Raw genomic sequence first — 20,446 nt, 5'->3', positions numbered from 1 at the left:
CGGGACCACCGGCGCGGTGTCCACCGGCGGGGGCGGGCCGCCACCGGGCTGGTGGTGGGTGCCGGCCCCGGCGCCGCCGGCCGTCCGGTCCAGCACGGCGCGCACGCGGGCCAGCAGCTCGGCGGACTCGAACGGCTTGGGCAGGTAGTCGTCGGCGCCGGCCTCCAGCCCCTCGACGGCGGCCTCCTGGCCGGCGCGCGCCGTGAGCATGACGACCGGGATGGTCCGGGTGGCCTCGTCGGTGCGCAGGGCGCGCAGCAGCTCGAAGCCGTCCAGCACCGGCATCATCACGTCGGTCAGCACCAGGTCCGGGCGGGCGCGGGCGATCTGCTCGAGGGCCTGCCGGCCGTCGTTCGCCGTCCGCACGACGTGGTGCGGGGCCAGCAGCCGGGTGAGGTAGGCGCGCATGTCGGCGTTGTCGTCGACGACCAGCACGCTGCCGAGCGCCCCGTCCGCGGCCGGCGAGGGCGCCGGCGTGGAGGCCGGGTCGTCGTCCCAGGGCGTCAGCGCCCCCGCCGACATCGCCTCCATCGGCGCGGGCGCCTCCCCGGCCTCGGCGTCCGGCTCCCCGTAGGGCAGCGTCACCGTGAAGGCGCTGCCGGCGCCCGGCCGGCTGGTGACGGTCGCGGCGCCGCCGTGCAGCCCCGCCAGCTCGGCCACCAGCGCCAGCCCCAGGCCGGTGCCCTCGCGGCTGCGGGACCGGGTGTCGGCGCCGCGGTGGAAGCGCTCGAAGACCGACGGCAGCTCGTCGGCGGGGATGCCGACGCCGGTGTCGGACACGGTCAGCACGACCCGGTCCCCGTCGCCGCGCAGGGCGACGTCGATGCCGCCGACGAACGTGTACTTGACCGCGTTGCCGACCAGGTTGAGGACGATCTTCTCCCACATCCGCGGGTCGACGGCCGCGGCCCGCGGCAGCGGCGGGCAGTCGACGGTCAGCCGCAGCCCGGCGCGCTCGGCGGCGGCACGCAGCACTCCGGCCAGCTCCGCGGTCAGCGCGGCGAGGTCCACCGGGACCCGCACGGCGCTGGAGCGCCCGGCCTCGATGCTGGCGAACTCCAGCAGGTCGTCGACCAGCCGGCGCAGCCGCTGCCCGTTGCGCAGCGCCACCACCAGGCGCTGGTGGACGTCGGCGGGGAGCTGCTCGGCGCTGTCGGCGAGCACGTCGGCGATCGAGCCGAGCAGCAGGGTGACCGGCGTGCGCAGCTCGTGGCTGACGTCGGAGAAGAAGGCCGTCTTCGCCCGGTCCAGCTCGGCCAGGGCCTCGGCGCGGGAGCGCTCGGCGGCGTAGGCGCGGGCGTTGACCACCGCGGCGGTGACCTGCCCGGCCAGCAGCTCGTGGAACGAGTGGTACTCCGCGTCCAGCGCGCGGTTGGGGTTGACCCCGACCAGCAGCGCGCCCACCGGCCCGCCGTCCGCGCCGCCGGTCAGCGGCAGCAGCACCGACCCGGTGACCGGGTCGCCCAGCGGCCCGGGGCGGGTGGCCAGCCCGTCCGCCGGGAGCGCCGACAGCTCGTCGAGGCCGGCGGCGACGTCCGGCAGCCGGCCGGGGGTGCAGCCGCACGAGGCGACCAGGTCCAGCGCGCCGCCGTCGGGCCGCGCCAGCCACACCGCCGCGAACGGGACGTCGCCGAGGTCCTCGTCGATCGCGGTGCACATGGCGCGGGCGACGGCGACGTCGTCGTCCAGCCGCGTCCCCGAGCTGGCCACGCGGCGCAGCAGCTCCTGCCGGCGCTCGGCGAGCACCTGGCGGGTCACCTCGGTGCAGACCGCGTGCATGCCGGCGACCTCGCCGTCGTCGCCGAACGCAGGCGCGTGCGAGACGGTGAAGTACGCCTCCTCGCGGTAGCCGGCGCGCTCCAGCGGCAGCAGCAGCTGCGGGATCCAGCTCGGCTCCCGCGTGGCGATCGCGTGCTCGACCGGGCCCTGCAGGGCCGACCAGCCCTCGGCGAGGGTGACCCGCAGGTCGTCGCCGATGGCGCCGGGGTGCTTGGCGCCGATCAGCTCGGCGTACGCGTCGTTGTAGATCTGGGTGTACTCGGGACCCCAGGTGAGGATCATCGGGAACCGCGAGGCGAGCACGGTCCGGACGGCGAAGCGCAGGCTCGCCGGCCAGGTGGACACCGGGCCGATCGGCGTGCGGGACCAGTCGAGCGCGGCCATCAGGCGGCCGTTGCGGCCCCCGCCGGAGAAGAGGTCGTCCCCCGTGGGGGCTCCCGCGTCCGCCGCAGACACGCACACCCCTCCCCGGTTCGCGCCGTGACCCGTTCGAGCGGACGCGGAGCCGTCACGCGCCCACCGGTGACCGGCCCGAGGGGCCGCTCCGTGACCTCCGCACGGTACATGCGGGGACCGGGCGCCGCCGCTCCCCGATCCCGGCCCGCCGCTCCCCGATTCCGGCCCGCCGGCCCCTCCCGGCCGGCGTGCCCGGGGACCGCCGTCCCCGGGCGCGCCGGCCTCAGCGGCGCATCGCGCCCAGGAAGGAGATCGCCTCCGCCCGCAGCTGCTCGGCCATCCGCGACAGGCCCGCGCCGGCCGTGCCCGCCAGGCCGGCCGACAGCGTGCCGTCCACGGCCTCGGCGATGCCGTCCCCGAGCCCGTTCATCTCGCCGACCGTGCCGCCGATGCCGCTCATCACCGCGGCGACGTCCTCGCAGGCGCGGCCGATCTGCTCGACCTGCGCGGCCACCCGCTCGGTGGCCCGGGCGGTCTGGTCGGCGAGGTCCTTGACCTCCGAGGCGACCACGGCGAAGCCCTTGCCCGCCTCCCCGGCCCGGGCGGCCTCGATGGTGGCGTTGAGCGCCAGCAGCCGGGTCTGCGCGGCGATGGCGTCGATCAGGGCGATGATCTCCACGATCTCGGCGGAGGAGCGGGTCAGCGAGCCGATCGTGTCCCGCGCCGCCTCGACCTCGGCCGTGGCGGCGGTGCCGGCCGAGGTGAGCCCGGACGCGGTCGCGCTGAGCTCGGTGGCCGCTGCGGCGACCTGCTCGGACATGGCCAGCACCACCGACTCGAAGCCGTCGGCCAGCGCCAGGCGGGCCTGGTGGGCCTCGCTGACCCGGCCGTCGGTGGCGCGCATCGCCTCGCGGGCGGTGTTGATGTCGGTGGCGGCCTTGCGATAGGCCCCGGCGAGGCCGGTGAGCAGGACCTTGCGGTGGTAGCGGCCCTCCGCGGCCGCCGCCAGCGCGGCGGAGGACTCCCGGACGAACGCGTCGCTGACGTCGAGCGCCCGGTTGACGCCCTCGCGCAGCGCCCGCAGCTCCGGCACGTCGTCCGACGCGTCCACCGCGGTCGCCCGGGCCTCCAGGTCCCCGCGGGCCGCGGCGGCGCACGTCGCCGTCAGGCCGGCCACGAAGGCCCGGTAGAGGGCCAGCTCCTCGGCGTCGCTGCGCCGCCCGGCCGCCCGCTTGCCCACCTCAGCGCTCCTCGGCGTCGATGACGGACCAGACGAACTCCTCGTAGGAGTCCGCCTGCGCCGCGACCAGCTCGGCGAGCAGCGCCGAGGAGGCCGCGACGGCGGCCCGCGCGTTGGGGTGCCGGCGCTCCTCGGTCAGCAGCTGCCGGTACAGCGGTTGCACCCGCTCGACCGCGCGCGGCGCGGGCCGGCGGCGGTTGGAGTGGTAGCCGACCACCCGGCCGGCCTCGTCGTAGGAGGGCGTGACGTGGGCCAGCACCCAGTACGAGGCGCCGTCGGCGGCGAGGTTGACGATGTAGGCGAACAGCTCGCGGCCGGTGCCCAGGGTGTCCCACAGCAGCTTGAAGACCGCCCGCGGCATCTCGGGGTGGCGGATCAGGTTGTGCGGCTGCCCGATGACCTCGTCCAGCGAGTACGCGCCCACCCGGAGGAAGACGTCGTTGGCGTAGGTGATCACGCCCCGGCGGTCGGTCTTGGAGACGATGAGCTCGTCGGCGGAGAACGTGCGCTCCTCGCCGGTGGGCCGGACGGCGCGGGGCGCGGTCCGGGCCGCGCGGGTCGGCGCGGTGGTGGCGGGCACGGGCACTCCAGGGCAGCGGTCGGAACAGTCGCGTCCGCTATCGGCAGCCGCCGGCCCCGCCGGGACCCGAGTGCCCGGATCCGGGACCTCCGACCCTGCCCGGACGTGCCGGAGCGCCCGCCCCGCGGGTGCGGGACGGGCGCTCCGGGAGGGCGCGGTGCCTCAGACCACGGTGCCTCAGAACACGGTGCCTCAGATCACGGTGCCCGAGCAGGACGACGAGCAGTCCATCGCCCAGAACGCGGCACCCAGCCCGGCGAAGCGGGTCGAGCGGACCAGCCGCTCGCCGTTCGGCCCGGTCGCGGTGGACGGGCCGGCCGAGCCGCCGCCGGGCGTGGTGCCCGTGCCCGGCGGGGTCGTGCCGCCCCCGGTGCCCGGCGGGGTCGTCCCCCCACCGGTGCCCGGCGGCGTGCTGCCGTCGTCCGTGCCGGGCGGCGTGCTGCCGCCGCCGGTGCCGGGCGGAGCGGTGTCGGACGAGCCGACCACGTACTCCAGGGCGCCGGCGAGCACCTGCGTGGTGCCGTCGGGGGCGAACAGGTGGACGTCGTAGGTGCCCACCGTCCGGGCCGGGGTGCGGAACACCACCTGCGTCGTCGAGGCGGTGACGACGGTGGCCGGGGCCGCGTCGCCGATCCGGACCCGCACGCCCGCGGGCAGCGCCAGGCCGGTGACGGTCACGCTCGTGCCGCCCGCCGCCGGGACCTGGGTCGGGCTGATCGAGGTGATCCGGAAGGCACCGGTCCCCGGGTAGGTGATCACGCCGCCGGGGCCGTTGCCGCTGCCGCCGTCGCCGGGGGTGCTGCCGCCGCCGGTGCCGGGCGGGGTGCTCCCGCCGCCGGAGCCGCCGTCGCCGGGCGTGCTGCCCCCGCCGCCGCCGGGCGTGCTGCCGCCGCCGGGGGTGCTGCCGCCGCCGGTGCCGGGCTGGGTGCTCCCGCCGCCGGAGCCACCGTCGCCGGGCGTGCTGCCGCCGCCGGGGGTGCTCCCGCCGTCGCCGGAGCCGCCGTCACCGGGCGTGCTGCCGTCACCGGGGGTGCTGCCGCCGCCGGGGGTGCTGCCGCCGCCGGTGCCGCCGCCGCCGGGCGTGCTGCCCCCGCCGTCGCCGGGCGTGCTGCCCCCGCCGGGGGTGCTGCCGCCGCCGGTGCCGGGCGGGGTGCTCCCGCCGCCGGAGCCGCCGTCGCCCGGCGTGCTGCCGCCGCCGGTGCCGGGCGGGGTGCTGCCGCCGCCGGTGCCCGGGTCGGGTGCGGGGGCCTCGGCCGCCGGCCGGCCCACGAGGACCGGCGCCGCGGTGGTGCGGCCCAGCGGGTCGCCGTCGCGGTGCAGCTGCACCGTCAGCACGTAGCGCCCCTCGGCCAGGTCCAGCCCGGGGGCGAGGACCAGCCCGTCGAGCGAGGTGCGGCTGCCCAGCGTGAAGGTGGCCTCGCCGGCGTCGTCGGTGGTCACGGTCGCGCCGGCGAGCCCGATCGGCTCGTCGGCCAGCGCCCACACCTCGCCGTCCTGGGCCATGCCCAGGCCCAGCGTGACGGTGAACGTGCCCGGGGACGTCACCCCGGTCACCGTCACGGTCGGCGACACCGCCCCGGGGGTGGTGGTGCGCAGCCCGGCGAAGTCGTACTGGACCGTGCCCGACCCGCGGGCGGCCAGCCCGTCGAGGGTCAGCCGGGCGCCGGTCACCGCCCTGCCGGTGAGGGAGGGCAGGCGCTGGGCGTCGTCCAGCAGCGCCTGGCGCACCCGCTGCGGCGTGGCGGTCGGCATGGCCGCGCGGTACAGCGCGAGCGCGCCGGCGACCTGCGGCGCGGCGATCGAGGTGCCGCTGGTCAGCCGGTAGCCGCCGTCGTTCCAGGTGCTGAACACCAGCGTGCCGGGGGCGAAGACGTCGACCGACGTCGCGCCGTAGGCGGAGAAGTCGCTGACGGTGTCGGACGCGGTGGTGGCGCCGACGGTCAGCACGGTGTCCTCGGTGAGGCTCGCCGGGTACAGCGGGGCGGCGTCGCGGTCGGCCGCGTCGTTGCCGGCCGCGGCCACCACCAGCGTGCCCTTGGACGCGGCGTAGGTGACCGCCGAGCGCAGCACGGTGAGCGGGTAGCCGGTGACCGGGCCGCCCCAGGAGGCGTTGACGACGTCGGCCCCGTGGTCGGCGGCGTAGCGGATGGCCTCGGCGCCGAGCATGACGTCGACGCCGCTGCCGCTGCCGATCACCAGCGGCATGATCGTGACCTCGGGCGCGATGCCCGCCGTCCCCAGGCCGTTGCCGGCGCGGGCGCCCACGGCGCCGGCGACGCTCGCGCCGTGCGTGCCGTTGGCGCCGTTGTCGACGTCGGGGGAGTTCGTCGTGAAGTTCCAGCCGTGGCAGTCGCCGGCCTTGCCGTTGCCGTCGGTGTCCACCGTCCCGCAGGACTCGGCGGGGTTGGTCCACAGCGCGCCGGCCAGGTCGGCGTGGTCGGAGTCGTACCCGGTGTCGACGACGGCCACGACGACGCCGTCCCCGGTGCCGGCCGCCCAGCCGTCGGTGGCGTCGGCGTCGGCGTCGGCGACCGCGCTCTGCTGGTAGGCGTTGTCGCCGGTGTTCTCCAGGTTCCACCCGTAGGCCGACCAGTACGGGTCGGTCACCGTGCCGAGCACGGGCACGGTGGGCGAGGGCGCCACGTCGCCGACACCGGTGACGGTGCGCAGCGAGTCGGGCGTCAGCCCCTCGGTGGCGACGAGGGCGCTGCCGTCGGCGAGCCGCTGCGCGGAGGCGACGCCCGGCACGCCCTGCAGCGCGGGCAGCAGCGGGGTGGTGTCGCCCGCGGCGGCGGTCACCACGTAGCGGGTCAGCCCGTCCCCGGGGCCGAAGTCGGTGGCGATCGGCACCTCGGGCAGGCCGGGTGCGGCGAGCGCCGTGTAGGCGGCTGCTCCGGCGTAGCCGGCGACGGCGGCTGTCACGAGGACGGCGGCCTGCACCCGTCGGGTGGGTCGTGGCACGAGTGGTTCTCCCCCTCGGGGCCGGGGCGGCTCCCCGGACGGCGACCGGTCCGCGGATGGGCCGGCCCGAGCGGAACGGCGTCCCCGCGCGGCTGCTTGAGAGGCCGGCGGGGAGAACGGCCCGAAGGGGTGAGGGGCGCCGTCCCTAGACTCCGGCCATGCTGCTGTCCGACCGCGACATCACCGCGGCCATCGCCGGGGGGCGCCTGGGCATCGAGCCCCACGACCCGGCCCTGGTGCAACCGTCGAGCATCGACGTCCGGCTGGACCGGTTCTTCCGCGTCTTCAACAACGCCCGGTACACCCACATCGACCCGGCGCAGCAGCAGGACGACCTGACCACGCTGGTGGAGCCCGAGGGCGACGAGCCGTTCGTGCTGCACCCGGGGGAGTTCGTGCTGGGCTCGACGCTGGAGGTCGTGACCATCCCCGACGACCTGGCCGCGCGGCTGGAGGGGAAGAGCTCGCTGGGGCGGCTGGGCCTGCTGACCCACTCGACGGCCGGCTTCGTCGACCCCGGCTTCTCCGGGCACATCACGCTGGAGCTGTCCAACGTGGCGAACCTGCCGATCACGCTGTGGCCCGGCATGAAGATCGGACAGCTGTGCCTGTTCCGGCTGACCAGCCCCGCCGAGCACCCCTACGGCTCGGCGGTCTACGGCTCCCGCTACCAGGACCAGCGCGGCCCCACGCCGTCGCGCTCGTTCCGCAACTTCACGCGGGCCGAGACCCGCCGTCCGGCTCCCTGACGTGCGCGGTGACCGGCGGCTCCGCGCCGGCCACCTCCAGCACGTCGTCGCAGTGCCCGGCCCGCGCCCAGCCGGGCACCTCGTCGTCGACGTAGCGCTGCCGCGTCACCAGCCAGCCGGTCGCCGTCAGCCCCGCCACGCCGGCGAGGACGACGAGGAACATGCCGGTGTAGCTGCCCGACGAACCGCGCAGCACGCCGACCAGCAGCGGGCCGGCCCCCGCCAGCAGGTAACCCCAGCCCTGGGCGACGGTCGACAGCGCGGCCGTGGTCTCGGGCGTGCGGGCGCGCAGGCCCATCAGCGTGAGGACCATCGCGAAGGTGCCCATGCCCAGCGCCAGCAGTGACATCCACAGCCACGGCGCGGCCGTCGGCGCGGCCCACAGCCCTCCCCAGCCCGCGACGTAGCAGGCCATGAAGGCCAGCAGCATCGGTCGCTGCAGCCGCGGGCGCACCGTCAGCGCCGGCACGAGGGCGTTGACCGGGATGACGACCGCCGTGTTGAGGGCCAGCATCAGGCCGGCCGTGGCCGCCGACAGCCCGGAGTCGCGCAGGTACTGCGCCGACCAGCCGATGATCACGTAGGCCTGCATGGCCTGCAGGCCGAAGAAGACCGCCAGGGCCAGAGCCAGCGGGCTGCGGGCCAGCGAGCGCATCCGGACGGCGGCGTGCGCGCCGCGGGAGGCGCCGGGCCGGGCCGGCACGGCCAGCCACGGCACCGCGGCCACGACCGCCAGCAGCGCCCAGACGCCGAGGGACCACCGCCAGCCGTCGGTGCCGCCGGCCGCGGCGATCGGGGCGGCGGCCACGGACGCGGTCGCGCCGCCGACGGCCATCGCCGCGCTGTAGGCGCCCACCAGCAGCCCGGTCCGGTCGGGGAAGTACCGCTTCACCAGGCTGGGCAGCAGCACGTTGCCCAGCGCCCCACCGACCATGGCCAGCACGGTCCCGAGCAGGAAGAGGGGGAAGGAGCCGGCCAGCGCCCGTACCACCAGCCCGGCGGCCATCGCCAGCAGGGCGCCGGCGAGGACGTGCCCGTCCCGGTAGCGCGCGGCCAGCGGGGGCCCGGCGAAGCCGATGAGCGCGAAGCACAGCACCGGCATGGTCGTGATCAGGCCGGCGGCGCCGCTGGAGATGTCCAGGCCCTGCTCGATCTCCTCCAGCACCGGGCCCACGCTGTTGACCGCCGTCCGCAGGTTCAGCGCCGTGAGGACGATGGCGGTCCCCACGAGCAGCAGCCCCCGGTGGGTGGCCGGGGCGGCGGCGGGGCGGGGCGGGGCGGTGCGGGTCACCGCTCGATGGTCCTCCGGCCCCCGGCGGCGCTCTCCGCCGGGTCCTTCGCCGGGCTAACGACCGCCGGGCGCGGACCCGCCGTGGCCGGGGCCCACAGGCCGCCGGACGCCGGCGGCAGCGCGTCCACCCGCGGGGTGGCGCGGGGGACGCGGCGCCAGAGCGCGCGCTGCACGGCGAGGGTGGCGGTCGCGGCGACCAGGATCCCGGCCAGGTTGATCCCCAGCTGCGCGGCGGCGCTCCAGAACTCGTCGCCGCCCCCGAGCGCCAGCGAGAGGGCCATGTCGGCGGCGGCCGGGACGGTGGTCACCGAGATGAAGACGCCGACCAGCGCGCCGCTGCGGGCCGACGTCAGCGACAGGACGCCGGCGACCCCGGCCAGCACGGCGACGACCAGCGACCAGCGGTCGGGCCGGGTGATGAAACCGGTCTGCGGCCGGTCGGCGTCCAGCAGCTCCGGCCCGAACCACCCGAGGCCGCGGCCGGCGAGGCAGACCAGCGCGGTCACCGCGATCGCGACGACGAACCCCACGACGACCGCCCGCACGGCGCTGCGCGCCACCGACCGGCGCCGGTGCACCGCGGCGACCGCCAGCGCGGCCAGCGGCGCGAACTCCGGGCCGAGCACCATGGCCCCGATGCCAGGATCGCCGAGTCGTTGACGATCGCGGCCGCCGCGATGAGCGTCGCGATGACGAGGAAGGCGAGGTAGGACACCGACAGCGTCGAGTCGGCGGCGCTCGCGCGCACCACCTGCTCCCAGACGACGGCGTCGGCCGCGTCGCCGGGGGCCTCCTCCTCCGCCCGTTCGGCGGCGGCGGACACCGCGGCGTCGACGGCCTCCAGCGTGATCGCGCCGTCCCGGTCGACGTGCAGCGCGCGCAGGGAGGCGACGAGCCCGTCGGCGGACTCGCGCGCGACGTCGGCGAGGACGAGGTCGCCGGGTGGCGTCACGGAGGCGCCGGGCAGGACCGCGAGGTGGGCGGTGCCGGGGCAGTCGGCGAACAGGTCGCGGACGACGTCGGTGCGGTCCGGCGGGACGGTCACCCTCAGCTGCATCAGCACCGGGATGTTCTATCCGCGACAGCGCGACGGCGCGTGCCCCGGAGTGGGGACACGCGCCGTCGTGGGTGTGCTCGACCCCGCGAGGGGGCCTCCTGCTAGTGCGAGCCGTGCTCCGTCGCCGCGGAGCCGGTGCCGGCCACGTCGTCGGCCTTGGTGCCGACGTCGGCCCCCGCCTCGGTGCCCGGGGCGCCGGCCGGCGCCATCGAGCGGAGCAGGATCTGGCTCACGTCGAGGACCTCGACGTGCTCGGGGGCCTCGCCGTTCTGCTTCTTGGACGTCAGGGCGTCCGACAGCATCGTGATGCAGAACGGGCAGGCGGTGGAGATGACGTCGGGGTCCAGGCCCAGGGCCTCCTCGGTGCGCTCCACGTTGATCCGCTTGCCGATCTTCTCCTCCATCCACATGCGCGCGCCGCCGGCGCCGCAGCAGAAGCCGCGGTCCTTGCAGCGGTGCATCTCCTGGGTGGCCAGGCCCGGCACGGAGTCGAGGATCTCCCGCGGCGGCGTGTAGACCTTGTTGTGCCGGCCCAGGAAGCACGGGTCGTGGTAGGTGATCTTGCGGTCGATCGGGGTGACCGGGGTGAGCCGGCCGTCCTCGAGCAGCTGGTTGAGCAGCTGCGTGTGGTGCACCACCTCGTAGTGGCCGCCGACCTGCGGGTACTCGCGGCCCAGCGAGTTGAAGCAGTGCGGGCAGGTCACGACGATCTTGCGCATGCCCGGCACGCGGCCCTCGAAGACGCCGTCGAGGGTCTCGACGTTCTGCTGGGCGAGCATCTGGAAGAGGAACTCGTTGCCCATGCGGCGGGCCGGGTCACCGGAGCAGCCCTCGCCCTCGCCGAGCACCGCGAAGCGGACGCCGGCGGTGTGCAGCAGCTCGGCGACGGCCTTGGTGACCTTCTTGGCGCGGTCGTCGATGGCGCCGGCGCAGCCGACCCAGAACAGGTACTCGACGTCGTAGTCCAGCGGCCCGTCGGCGACCTCGACCTCGAAGTCCATCTCCGAGATCCACTCGTTGCGGGTGCTCGGGCTGACGCCCCAGGGGTTCCCGCGGTTCTCCAGGTTGCGCATCATCACGCCGGCCTCGGAGGGGAAGCTGGACTCGATGAGCACCTGGTAGCGGCGCATGTCGTCGATGTGGTCGATGTGCTCGATGTCGACGGGGCACTGCTCGACGCAGGCGCCGCAGTTGGTGCAGCTCCACAGGACGTCGGGGTCGATGACCCCGCCCTCCTCGAGGGTGCCGACCAGCGGGCGGTGGGCCTGCGCGTCGTTGGTGCCCTCGATGCGGGCGTAGCCCGACGCCCAGACCTGCTCGTCGCTGGGCTTGAGGACGTCGTAGTCCGGCGCGGTCTCGCTGGCCGTCTTCTCGCCGAGCAGGTACGGGGCCTTCGCGTAGAGGTGGTCCCGCAGGTCCATGATCACCATCTTGGGCGACAGGGGCTTGCCGGTGTTCCACGCCGGGCACTGGCTCTGGCACCGACCGCACTCCGTGCAGGTGGTGAAGTCGAGCATGCCCTTCCAGGTGAAGTCCTCGATCTTGCCGCGACCGAAGACGTCGTCCTCGCCGGGGTCCTCGAAGTCGATCGGCTTGCCGTTCGAGGTCATCGGCTGCAGCGGGCCGAGGGCGGGCTTCCCGTCGTCCTCGCGCTTGAAGTAGATGTTGAAGAACGCGCTGAACCGGTGCCAGGCCACGCCCATGTTCAGGATGCGGCTGATCACCACGAGCCAGGTCAGCGACACGATGATCTTGATGAACGCGACGACCGACAGCAGCGTCGGGCTGTCGGGCAGCAGGTTGGCGACCGCGCCGGAGATCGGGTGCGACCAGCCGGGGGCGTCGGTCAGGTCGGAGGAGACCTTGAGCGCGCGGATCAGCAGGATGCAGAGCCCGACGGTGAGGACGACGGCCTCGACGAAGTAGCCCCGGCCCTCGTTCGACCCGGCGAACCGGCTCGTGCGGCCCTGCCGGCGCGGGTGGTCCTTCTGGCGCCGGTAGATCAGGTAGAGGATCCCGACGATCGTGCCCGCGCCGATGATGTCGGCGAACAGGTTCCACAGGCTCCACTCGCCGATCAGCGGCAGGTGGAAGGCCGGGTTCCACACCTCGCCGAACGCCTCGACGAGGGTGAGGAACAGGCCGTAGAAGCCGAGGAAGACGAACCAGTGGGCGGCGCCGATGGCCGACCACTTGAGCATGCGGGTGTGGCCGAGCGACTCGACCACGAGGGTCTTCAGTCGCGGGCCGACCGGCGCGAACCGGCTGCCGTCCGGCTGCCCGGTCTTGATGATCCGGATCATCGCGCGGACCGCCCGGTAGGCGAGCACGGACGCGACGATCAGGAACAGGACGCTGATCGTCCCCATGACGATCTGCAGCGGGCCTGTCATAGAGTGCTTCCCTCCCGGACGCCGGCGGCGTCGGACGATCTCCGGTCGACCCCGGCGTCGGGAGGTGCGCCCCCGCCGCCGCGCACCGGCCGGTGGCCGGCGGGCTGACCGCCACGGGCTCCGCTGCCCGCACGCCTGCGCACGATAACGGCGCCCGCTCACGCTACTCGGCGGTAATCCCCCCTGCGCGCCGTCCGGTGGGCCGAGGGTGACGCCTCTCACCCCGAGTGTGCCCCCGGTCGCCCCCGCCCGCCGCGCCGCCCGCCCTCAGCCCTCCGCTCCGCCCGCCCCCTCCACCGCGGCGGTGTCGCGGTTCGGGGGTCACTGCCGCGCTACGGGGCGGCGGTCGCCCCGACGGTGCGGCACTGCCGCGGTGCCGGGCGGGGGCCGGTGAGAGGCAGCGGGGGAGTGTGTTGCGGCGGGGGGTCGGGACCGCCGGGAACACAGTCGCCGGACGTGCCGTTAGGCTGGGCAGGAAAGTTGAGCGGACCCGACGCAAGGCCGGACGACGGCCGGTCGGCGTCCCTCGGCTCCTCCACCGGACAGCACCACACCGCATCACGGATGAACGGAAGAGAGGCCAGCTCCATGGCTCGAGCGGTCGGCATCGACCTCGGCACCACCAACTCCGTCGTCACCGTCCTCGAGGGCGGGGAGCCGACGGTCATCGCGAACTCCGAGGGTTCGCGCACCACCCCGTCGGTCGTGGCCTTCGCCAAGAACGGCGAGGTCCTCGTCGGGCAGTCGGCGAAGAACCAGGCGGTCACCAACGTCGACCGCACCATCCGCAGCGTCAAGCGGCACATGGGCACCGACTGGAAGACCGACGAGATCGACGGCAAGCGGTACACGCCGCAGGAGATCAGCGCCCGCACGCTGCAGAAGCTGAAGCGCGACGCGGAGACCTACCTGGGCGAGCCGGTGACCGACGCGGTCATCACCGTCCCGGCCTACTTCGAGGACGCGCAGCGTCAGGCCACCAAGGAGGCCGGTGAGATCGCGGGCCTCAACGTCCTGCGCATCGTCAACGAGCCGACCGCGGCCGCGCTGGCCTACGGCCTGGACAAGGGCGAGACCGAGCAGACCATCCTCGTCTTCGACCTCGGTGGTGGCACCTTCGACGTCTCCCTGCTGGAGATCGGCGAGGGCGTCATCGAGGTGAAGGCCACCGCCGGTGACAACCACCTGGGCGGCGACGACTGGGACGAGCGGGTCGTCAAGCACCTGGTGCAGACGTTCAACGCCCAGAACGGCATCGACCTGTCCAAGGACAAGCTGGCCATGCAGCGGCTCCGCGAGGCCGCCGAGAAGGCCAAGATCGAGCTGTCGGGTGCGCAGTCGACCAACGTCAACCTGCCCTACATCACCGCCGGCGCCGAGGGCCCGCTGCACCTGGACGTCACGATCACCCGCGCCGAGTTCCAGCGGCTGACCCAGGACCTGCTCGACCGGGCCCGCGCGCCGTTCAACCAGGCCATCCGGGACGCCGGCATCTCCGTCGGCGAGATCGACCACGTCGTGCTGGTCGGTGGTTCGACCCGCATGCCCGCCGTCACCGAGCTGGTGAAGGAGCTGACCGGCGGCAAGGAGCCCAACAAGGGCGTCAACCCCGACGAGGTCGTCGCCATCGGCGCGGCCCTGCAGGCCGGCGTCCTCAAGGGCGAGGTCAAGGACGTCCTGCTGCTCGACGTCACCCCGCTGTCCCTCGGCATCGAGACCAAGGGCGGGATCATGACCAAGCTCATCGAGCGCAACACCACGATCCCGACCAAGCGCTCGGAGATCTTCACGACGGCCGACGACAACCAGCCGTCCGTGCAGATCCAGGTCTTCCAGGGCGAGCGCGAGATGGCGATGTACAACAAGAAGCTCGGCATGTTCGAGCTGACCGGTCTGCCGCCGGCGCCCCGCGGCGTCCCGCAGATCGAGGTCGCCTTCGACATCGACGCCAACGGCATCGTGCACGTCCACGCCAAGGACCTGGGCACGGGCAAGGAGCAGTCGATGACGATCACCGGCGGCTCGGCGCTGCCCAAGGACGACATCGAGCGGATGATGCGCGACGCCGAGGCCCACGCCGAGGACGACAAGCGCCGCCGCGAGGAGGCCGAGACCCGCAACCTGGCCGAGTCGCTGCAGTACCAGACCGAGAAGTTCCTGGCCGAGAACGGCGAGAAGATCCCGGCCGACAAGAAGGAGGAGCTCGGCGAGGCGCTGACCGAGCTGCGCTCCGCCCTCGGCGGCTCCGACATCGCCGCGATCAAGTCGGCGCAGGAGAAGGTCGCGCGCATCTCCCAGGAGGTCGGCGGCGCGCTCTACGCCCAGCAGGCGGAGGCGGGCGCGGCCGGTGCCGCCGGTGGGGCTGCCGGCGCGGCGGGCGACGGCCAGCCGGGTGCCGCGCAGTCCGGTGACGACGACGTCGTCGACGCCGAGATCGTCGACGAGGACGACACCCGCCGATGAGTCAGGGGGACGAGCAGCCGCGGGTCGTGATCCGGGACAAGCGGCGGATCGACCCCACCAGCGGCACGGTGCGGGAGCCGGCCGGCGCGCAGCCGGCCGGCTCCCCGCCGGGCCCGCCCACCAGCCGTGCAGCAGGGGAGCAGATGAGCGAGAACGAGACGGCGGCCGCGCCCGCCGGGGAGCAGGTCGCGGACGGACCGGCGGACGGCGACCTCGCCCGCCAGCTGACCGAGCGCACCGAGGACCTGCAGCGGGTCACCGCCGAGTACGCCAACTACCGGCGGCGGGTCGACCGTGACCGCGCGCTGGTGGTCGACCAGGCCGCCGAGCGGTTCGCGACGGGGCTGTTCCCGATCGTGGACGACATCGAGCGCGCGCGGGACCACGGCGACCTCACCGGTGCCTTCAAGGTCGTGGCCGACCGGGTCCTCGGCGTGCTCGACGGGCTGGGCGTGGAGGCCTTCGGCACGTCCGGTGACCCGTTCGACCCGGCGCTGCACGAGGCCGTCATGCACGAGACCTCGGCCGACGTCGACGTGCCGACCGCGTCCACCGTCCTGCGCCAGGGCTTCCGCCGCGGCGACCGCGTGCTGCGCACGGCGATGGTCGCCGTGACCGAGCCCGAGCACCCCGCCCCGGCCGCGAGCCCGGCCGGGGAGACGGCGGAGGAGCCGGTCACCGGCTCGCCGGCGTCCGACTGAGCGGGAGAGGGGGCGTCCGATGAGCACCCGGGACTTCATCGAGAAGGACTACTACGCCGCGCTGGGCGTCGCCCAGGACGCCGACGCGGCGGCGATCAAGAAGGCCTACCGCCAGCTCGCCCGCGACCTGCACCCGGACAAGAACCCGGGCAACGCGGAGGCGGAGGCCCGGTTCAAGGAGGTCTCCGAGGCCTACGACGTGCTCTCGGACACCAAGCGCCGGGCCGAGTACGACGAGGCGCGGCGGCTGTTCGGTGCCGGCGGGGCGGGGGCGCGGGCCGGGTTCCCCGGCGGCTTCCCCAACAACGCCGGCACCGGGCAGCCGTTCGACCTCGGTGACCTGTTCGGTGGGGGGGGGGGGGGGGGGGGGGGGGGGGGGGGGGGGGGGGGGGGGGGGGGGGGGGGGGGGGGGGGGGGGGGTGTTGGGGGGGGGGGGCCCCCGCGCGGCCCCCCCCCCCCCACCCCCCCCCCCACCCCCCCCCCCCCCCCCCCCCCCCCCCCCGCCCCCCCCAACCCCCCCGACGTCGGGCCCCCCCCCCCCCCCCCCCCCGCGCTGGTCCCGTCGCCCGTCGACCTGGTGGCCGGCGACGCGGTCACCGACCCCGACGCCGTCGCCCTGCCGGCCACGGCCGCCGCCGCGGTCAGCGCCCGCCTGTCGGGCGAGGTGACCGGTGACGTCGTCCTGGTCCTCTCGGCCGAGGTCGTGGAGGCGCTGGACAACTCCCCCGTCGGCCCGATGGACGTCGCGACCGCGCTGCGCCCGGCGCTGGAGGCCGCCGCCGCCGCGCTGGGCCGGGTCCGGGTGGACTCCGAGCGCACCGAGGACCCGGTCACGGCGCTGGACGGCCTGCGCGACAAGGGCATGTACGTCGCCGTCCCGCTGCTGGGCACCGGGGAGGCCGGCGAGGAGCACGTCGCCACGCTCGCGCTGCAGGTCACCCTCCCCACCGCCGCCCGGACGCAGCGCGGCAGCCTGGAGCTGCTGCGGCACGTGGCCATGGAGGTCACGGTCGAGATCGGCCGCACCCGCATGACCGTCGGCGAGCTGCTCTCGCTGCACCCCGGCGAGGTCGTCGAGCTCGACCGGGCCGCGAGCGCCCCGGCCGACCTGCTGGTCAACGGCACGCTCATCGCGCGCGGCGAGGTGGTCGTGGTGGACGAGGACTTCGGCCTGCGGATCAGCGAGATCGTCAGCGACGCCGCCGAGCTGGGGGCCGTCGCGCCATGACCTGGATGCTGATCCGCCTGGTCCTCTCGCTGGCCTTCGTCGGTGGCGTGCTGTGGTTCGCCGCCCGCCTGGCCCGCAAGCGGGGCATGGGCCAGTCCAACGGCCTGGTGGAGGTCGTCGCCCACCAGCGGGTGGGCCGCGCCAGCACCGTGCACGTCATCCGCGTCGCCGACCGGGTGCTCGTCGTCGGGGCCACCGAGCAGTCGGTCACCCTCCTGGCCGAGGTCGACGGGGAGACCGTCGAGGCGACGCTCGCCGAGCACGAGCTCGCGGCGCCCACCCCGGGCGGCCCCGCCGCCGGCCGCCGCCCGCTCGCCGGCTCCGGCGCGCCCGCCGGCGGCGCGCTGGCCGGCTCCGTCTTCGACCGCAGCAGCTGGGGCGGGTTCGTCCAGCAGCTGCGCGAGCGGACGGTCCGCCGCTGATGACCACCGCTCCCCCCGTGCCCGCGCGGACGACGTCGCCGGCGCTGCGCCGCACCGTCGTCCTGCTGCTGGCGCTGCTGGCCGGCGCGGTCGCGGCCGTGCTGCTGGCCGGCCCCGCCTCGGCCGCGCCGGCCACGCCCACCGCGCCGGCGGCACCGACCGCGCCGGTCGCGCCCGCGGTCGACGGCGGCGTGGACATCTCCGTCGGCAGCGGCAGCCCCAGCACCTCGGTGACGCTGATCCTCGCGATCACCGTGCTGTCCGTGGCGCCGTCGGTACTGCTGCTCGCCACCTCCTTCACCAAGATCGCCGTCGTCCTGTCGCTGACCCGCAACGCGCTGGGCCTGCAGTCCTCGCCGCCGAACTCGGTGCTCACCGGCATCGCCCTGTTCCTCACGCTGTTCGTGATGGGCCCGGTGCTCGCCCAGATCAACGAGCAGGCCGTGCAGCCCTACCTGGACGGGCAGCTGAGCGTCAGCCAGGCCTACGACGTGGGCGTCGTCCCGCTCAAGGAGTTCCTGCTCGACAACACCCGCGACGACGAGCTCGAGCTCATGGTCGGGCTGTCGGGCGAGGAGCAGCCGGAGGACCGGGCCGACGTCAGCGTGACGACGCTGATCCCCGCGTTCGTCCTCTCCGAGCTGAAGAGCGCCTTCATCATCGGGCTGGTCATCTTCATCCCGTTCCTGGTGCTGGACATGCTCGTCAGCTCCGCGCTCATGGCGATGGGCATGATGATGGTGCCGCCGTCGATCGTGTCGCTGCCGTTCAAGCTGCTGCTGTTCGTGGTCGTCGACGGCTGGGCGCTGATCACGACCTCCCTGGTCGGGAGTTACACGTGAGCGACGCCGACGTCACCGAGATCGCGATCAAGACCATGATGGTCGGGGCCAAGGTCGCCGCCCCGATCCTGCTCACGGCCCTGCTGGTCGGCTTCCTGATCTCGCTGTTCCAGGCCGCCACGCAGATCCAGGAAGCGACCCTGTCCTTCGTGCCGAAGATGATCGCCGTCGCCATCGCGCTGCTGGTCACGGGCAACTGGGTGCTGTCGGAGCTGGTCAGCTTCACCCACACCCTGTTCGACGACCTCCCGCGGCTGCTCGGGCGGACCTGACCGGCATGGACCTCGAGGTCCCGGCCGCCACGCTCGTGGCGCTGCTGCTGGCCACCGCCCGGGCGACCGGGTTCGTGCTGCTGGCGCCGCCGTTCAACACCCGGACGATCCCCGCGCCGGTGAAGGGCGCGCTGGCGCTCGCCCTGGCGGTGGCCCTCTTCGGCCGGATCGCACCGCAGCTCCCGGAGCCGACGCCGGGCTTCATCATCGTCGGCGCGGTCACCGAGGTGGCGATCGGCGCGGGCCTGGGCTTCGTCGTCCAGGTGTTCTTCGCCGCCGTGCAGTTCGCCGGCGACCTCGTCGACGTCACCGGCGGCTTCTCGCTGCAGCCGGCGTTCGACCCGCTGTCGATGAACAGCTCCGGGGTGATCAGCCGGCTGCACTACCTGCTGGCGACGGCGCTGCTGTTCACCAGCGGCGGGCACATGATGATCGTCCGGGGCTTCGCGACCTCCTACGAGGGGCTGCCCGTCGGCGGCGGGGTGCCCACCGACCACCTCGGCGAGGTGCTGCTCACCGCGCTGTCGATGATGTTCCTCGCCGCGCTGCAGATCGCCGGGCCCATGGTCGCGGTGCTGCTGCTGGCCGACGTCGCCCTCGCGCTGCTGTCCCGGGCCGCGCCCGCGCTGAACATCTTCGCGATCGGCTTCCCGGTGAAGATCATGCTCACGCTGGCCCTGCTGGGGCTGACCTTCCCGCTGCTGCCCCCGGCCCTCGACGCGCTGCTCGAGCAGGCCACCCGCGCGATCGTCTCGCTGAGGAGCGGCTGATGGCCGCCCCGAGCCGGCCGCGCCTCCCGGGTGAGGGGGTGAGCTAGTGGCCAAGGACGGTCCCGGTGGGGAGAAGACCGAGAAGCCGACACCCAAGAAACTCAAGGACGCCCGCAAGGAAGGGCAGATCCCACGGACCCAGGAACTGGGGACGTGGGCCGGGGTGGCGGCGGCCAGCGTGCTGATGCCGATGCTCGTCGGCAACGCCTACGACACCGTCGGCGAGCTGTTCGTGCAGGTCGGCGCCGTGATGTCGGACCCGCAGCCGGCCCGCGTCACGGCGTTGCTGGGCCGGGCGCTGTCGGCGTTCCTGTCCACCCTCATGCCCGCCGCGGTCGGGCTCATGGTCGTGGGCCTGGTGGCGTCGGCGGCCCAGGGCGGGGTCACGGTGTCGGCCAAGGGCATCAAGCCGACGCTCAAGAAGCTCAACCCGCTGCCCGGGGTGAAGCGGATGTTCGGCACGCAGGGCCTGTGGGAGGCGGCCAAGGCGGTCATCAAGACGGCCGCGCTGGGCGCCGTCGTCGTCCTCACCAGCGACAAGGCGATGACGCTGGTGTCCTCCGCCGGGGCCCTGCCGCTGTCGGCGGTCGTCTCGACCTTCACCGACTCGGCGGTGCTGATGCTGCGCGTCGTCGCCGTCACCGGCCTCGTCATCGCGATCGCCGACTACGTGATCGTCCGCATGAAGACCATGAAGCAGCTCAAGATGAGCCGCTACGAGATCGAGCAGGAGAACAAGCAGTCCGAGGGTGACCCGCACCAGAAGGCGCACCGGCGCTCGACGGCGCTGGCGATGTCGCGCAACCGGATGATGTCCGACGTCGCCCAGGCCGACGTCCTGCTGGTCAACCCCACCCACGTCGCGGTCGCGCTCAAGTACGACCCGGAGAAGGGTGCGCCGCGGGTCGTGGCCAAGGGCGCCGACCTGGTCGCGGCCAAGCTGCGCGACAAGGCCACCGAGCACCGGGTGCCGATGGTCCAGGACATCCCGCTGGCGCGGGCCCTGCACGCCTCCTGCGAGATCGGGCAGGAGGTGCCGCCGCAGCTGTTCACCGCGGTGGCCCGGGTGCTCGCGTTCGTCATGCAGCTGGGCACCCGCGGGGTCCGGGGCGGGTTCCACCGCCCGGGCTTCGAGGCGCCCGACGTCGACGGGCTGCCGAGGGCCGGCCGCAGGAGGCTGCCCGCGGCGTCCTGACTCCCCGTCCCGGCGAGCCCCCGCGCAGCCGTCGTCCGCGCCCCCGCGCGCTGCGACGCCTGTGCCGCTGAGGGCTGCCCGGGACCAGGGGTGCGGGTGGGGCGGAC

16 protein-coding genes and 3 pseudogenes are annotated in these 20,446 nt (G+C 74.8%); 10 read left to right on the top strand and 9 right to left on the bottom strand.

Annotated elements, in window-relative coordinates:
- Window positions 1-84 precede the first annotated feature (84 nt).
- The 5 genes and pseudogenes from ACI781_RS09525 to ACI781_RS09505 all read right to left on the bottom strand — a co-directional run.
- Window positions 85-423: pseudogene (locus ACI781_RS09525) on the bottom strand (response regulator transcription factor); the annotation flags it as partial.
- A 159-nt stretch (window positions 424-582) separates the two neighbouring features.
- Window positions 583-1,659: pseudogene (locus ACI781_RS09520) on the bottom strand (sensor histidine kinase); the annotation flags it as partial.
- A gap of 799 nt (window positions 1,660-2,458) precedes the next feature.
- Complete coding sequence (locus tag ACI781_RS09515; RefSeq protein ID WP_456565847.1) at window positions 2,459-3,415, bottom strand: methyl-accepting chemotaxis protein; 957 nt, start codon at window positions 3,413-3,415, stop codon at window positions 2,459-2,461.
- A gap of 1 nt (window position 3,416) precedes the next feature.
- Window positions 3,417-3,995 (bottom strand): PAS domain-containing protein, encoded by a 579-nt coding sequence (locus tag ACI781_RS09510; protein WP_456565846.1) that lies wholly within the window; start codon window positions 3,993-3,995, stop codon window positions 3,417-3,419.
- 192 nt (window positions 3,996-4,187) lie between these two features.
- Window positions 4,188-6,956, bottom strand: a complete 2,769-nt coding sequence (locus ACI781_RS09505; RefSeq protein ID WP_456565845.1) for a S8 family serine peptidase — start codon at window positions 6,954-6,956, stop codon at window positions 4,188-4,190.
- 158 nt (window positions 6,957-7,114) lie between these two features.
- Here ACI781_RS09505 and dcd point away from each other — a divergent pair, with 158 nt between their 5' ends.
- Window positions 7,115-7,705 (top strand): dCTP deaminase, encoded by a 591-nt coding sequence (dcd, locus tag ACI781_RS09500; RefSeq protein WP_456565844.1) that lies wholly within the window; start codon window positions 7,115-7,117, stop codon window positions 7,703-7,705.
- On the opposite strand, the gene ACI781_RS09495 is transcribed toward dcd, so the two are convergent.
- From ACI781_RS09495 to ACI781_RS09480, 4 genes are all read right to left on the bottom strand, one after another.
- Complete coding sequence (locus tag ACI781_RS09495) at window positions 7,671-8,996, bottom strand: CynX/NimT family MFS transporter (protein ID WP_456565843.1); 1,326 nt, start codon at window positions 8,994-8,996, stop codon at window positions 7,671-7,673. The two genes, dcd and ACI781_RS09495, sit on opposite strands and share 35 nt — an antisense overlap.
- Window positions 8,993-9,574 (bottom strand): DUF389 domain-containing protein, encoded by a 582-nt coding sequence (locus ACI781_RS09490; protein ID WP_456565911.1) that lies wholly within the window; start codon window positions 9,572-9,574, stop codon window positions 8,993-8,995. Before ACI781_RS09490 ends, ACI781_RS09495 begins: the two co-directional genes overlap by 4 nt.
- Window positions 9,499-10,059, bottom strand: a complete 561-nt coding sequence (locus ACI781_RS09485) for a hypothetical protein (RefSeq protein ID WP_456565842.1) — start codon at window positions 10,057-10,059, stop codon at window positions 9,499-9,501. Before ACI781_RS09485 ends, ACI781_RS09490 begins: the two co-directional genes overlap by 76 nt.
- Before the next feature lie 95 nt (window positions 10,060-10,154).
- Window positions 10,155-12,446: a heterodisulfide reductase-related iron-sulfur binding cluster gene (locus ACI781_RS09480; RefSeq protein WP_456565841.1), complete on the bottom strand. Its 2,292-nt coding sequence runs from the start codon at window positions 12,444-12,446 to the stop codon at window positions 10,155-10,157.
- Between the two features lie 588 nt (window positions 12,447-13,034).
- On the opposite strand from ACI781_RS09480, the gene dnaK reads away from it, so the two are divergent.
- From dnaK to ACI781_RS09435, 9 genes and pseudogenes are all read left to right on the top strand, one after another.
- Window positions 13,035-14,909 carry a molecular chaperone DnaK gene (gene dnaK, locus ACI781_RS09475; protein WP_456565840.1) on the top strand — a complete coding sequence of 625 codons (1,875 nt, stop codon included), beginning with the start codon at window positions 13,035-13,037 and terminating at the stop codon, window positions 14,907-14,909.
- A complete protein-coding gene (gene grpE / locus ACI781_RS09470; RefSeq protein WP_456565839.1) occupies window positions 14,906-15,610 on the top strand; it encodes a nucleotide exchange factor GrpE in 705 nt (234 codons plus the stop codon). Before dnaK ends, grpE begins: the two co-directional genes overlap by 4 nt.
- A gap of 19 nt (window positions 15,611-15,629) precedes the next feature.
- A pseudogene (locus ACI781_RS09465) lies at window positions 15,630-15,833 on the top strand (DnaJ domain-containing protein); the annotation flags it as partial.
- Window positions 15,834-16,187: 354 nt separating this feature from the next.
- Entirely contained in the window at window positions 16,188-16,838 is a 651-nt protein-coding gene (gene fliN, locus ACI781_RS09460) for a flagellar motor switch protein FliN (protein WP_456565910.1), read from the top strand.
- Window positions 16,835-17,260: a FliO/MopB family protein gene (locus ACI781_RS09455; protein ID WP_456565838.1), complete on the top strand. Its 426-nt coding sequence runs from the start codon at window positions 16,835-16,837 to the stop codon at window positions 17,258-17,260. Before fliN ends, ACI781_RS09455 begins: the two co-directional genes overlap by 4 nt.
- Window positions 17,260-18,102 (top strand): flagellar type III secretion system pore protein FliP, encoded by an 843-nt coding sequence (gene fliP / locus ACI781_RS09450; RefSeq protein ID WP_456565837.1) that lies wholly within the window; start codon window positions 17,260-17,262, stop codon window positions 18,100-18,102. Before ACI781_RS09455 ends, fliP begins: the two co-directional genes overlap by 1 nt.
- Entirely contained in the window at window positions 18,099-18,374 is a 276-nt protein-coding gene (gene fliQ / locus ACI781_RS09445) for a flagellar biosynthesis protein FliQ (RefSeq protein WP_456565836.1), read from the top strand. Before fliP ends, fliQ begins: the two co-directional genes overlap by 4 nt.
- A gap of 5 nt (window positions 18,375-18,379) precedes the next feature.
- The gene (fliR, locus tag ACI781_RS09440) at window positions 18,380-19,144 is read left to right on the top strand and encodes a flagellar biosynthetic protein FliR (RefSeq protein WP_456565835.1); all 765 of its coding nucleotides are present in this window, start codon (window positions 18,380-18,382) and stop codon (window positions 19,142-19,144) included.
- A 46-nt stretch (window positions 19,145-19,190) separates the two neighbouring features.
- Entirely contained in the window at window positions 19,191-20,339 is a 1,149-nt protein-coding gene (locus ACI781_RS09435) for an EscU/YscU/HrcU family type III secretion system export apparatus switch protein (RefSeq protein WP_456565834.1), read from the top strand.
- Window positions 20,340-20,446 lie beyond the last annotated feature (107 nt).

The sequence above is a fragment of the Blastococcus sp. SYSU D00695 genome, from assembly GCF_054050555.1.
Note: the sequence above shows the minus strand (reverse complement) of the source record. Positions and strands in the feature narration are given on the sequence as shown.

Coding starts and splice junctions, on each gene's coding strand:
- grpE (WP_456565839.1), top strand. CDS start 14,906: ATGAGTCAGGGGGACGAGCAGCCGCGGGTCGTGATCCGGGACAAGCGG.
- fliR (WP_456565835.1), top strand. CDS start 18,380: ATGGACCTCGAGGTCCCGGCCGCCACGCTCGTGGCGCTGCTGCTGGCC.
- ACI781_RS09455 (WP_456565838.1), top strand. CDS start 16,835: ATGACCTGGATGCTGATCCGCCTGGTCCTCTCGCTGGCCTTCGTCGGT.
- ACI781_RS09480 (WP_456565841.1), bottom strand. CDS start 12,446: ATGACAGGCCCGCTGCAGATCGTCATGGGGACGATCAGCGTCCTGTTC.
- dcd (WP_456565844.1), top strand. CDS start 7,115: ATGCTGCTGTCCGACCGCGACATCACCGCGGCCATCGCCGGGGGGCGC.
- dnaK (WP_456565840.1), top strand. CDS start 13,035: ATGGCTCGAGCGGTCGGCATCGACCTCGGCACCACCAACTCCGTCGTC.
- fliP (WP_456565837.1), top strand. CDS start 17,260: ATGACCACCGCTCCCCCCGTGCCCGCGCGGACGACGTCGCCGGCGCTG.